Below are 613 nucleotides of genomic sequence, written 5' to 3' on the forward strand. Positions count from 1 at the left end.
ACGGGCACCGTCGCGGCGGCCACCGAGCTGTACGGCGCCGGCAGCGCCGAGGTCACGGCCGTGGAGAACGCCTGGGCCGCCATCAACGTCGGCTCGCGCCCCGGTGGCCCCGGCGGCAAGGTATTCGAGAACACCGCCAACGTGTCCATCCCGGACTACCCGGGCGCGGCGGTGACCTCGACGGTCAACGTCTCCGGCATCATCGGCAACGCCCCGAGCAACCTCGCGGTCGGCGTGGACATCATCCACCCCTGGAAGGGGGACCTGGTCGTCGACCTGATCGCCCCGGACGGCTCGGTCTACAACCTGCACAACCGCTCCGGCGGCAGCGCCGACAACATCCAGCAGACGTTCACCGTCAACGCGTCCAGCGAGGTCGCGAACGGCGCCTGGAAGCTGCGGGTGCAGGACAAGGCGTCGTACGACACCGGCTACATCAACAGCTTCAAGCTGACATTCCCGTAAATCGGGAGCGGCCCCGCTGAAGTGACCGGCGGGGGGGGGGGGGGGGCCCCCCCCCCCCCCCCCCCCCCCCCGGGGGCCCCACAAAAGTAACACACCACCCGGAGGGGGGGACCCCCCGCCCCCGCCCCCCACCACAACACAACGCGCG

Annotated in this window: 1 protein-coding gene; it reads left to right on the top strand. The window is 71.5% G+C overall.

The window, feature by feature from the left end; genetic code table 11:
- A partial coding sequence (locus ACIGXE_RS37505; RefSeq protein WP_399754641.1) for a proprotein convertase P-domain-containing protein occupies positions 1-465 on the top strand: 465 nt, incomplete at its 5' end.
- Positions 466-613 lie beyond the last annotated feature (148 nt).

The sequence above is a fragment of the Streptomyces sp. NPDC053431 genome, from assembly GCF_044544925.1.
GTDB lineage: Bacteria > Actinomycetota > Actinomycetes > Streptomycetales > Streptomycetaceae > Streptomyces.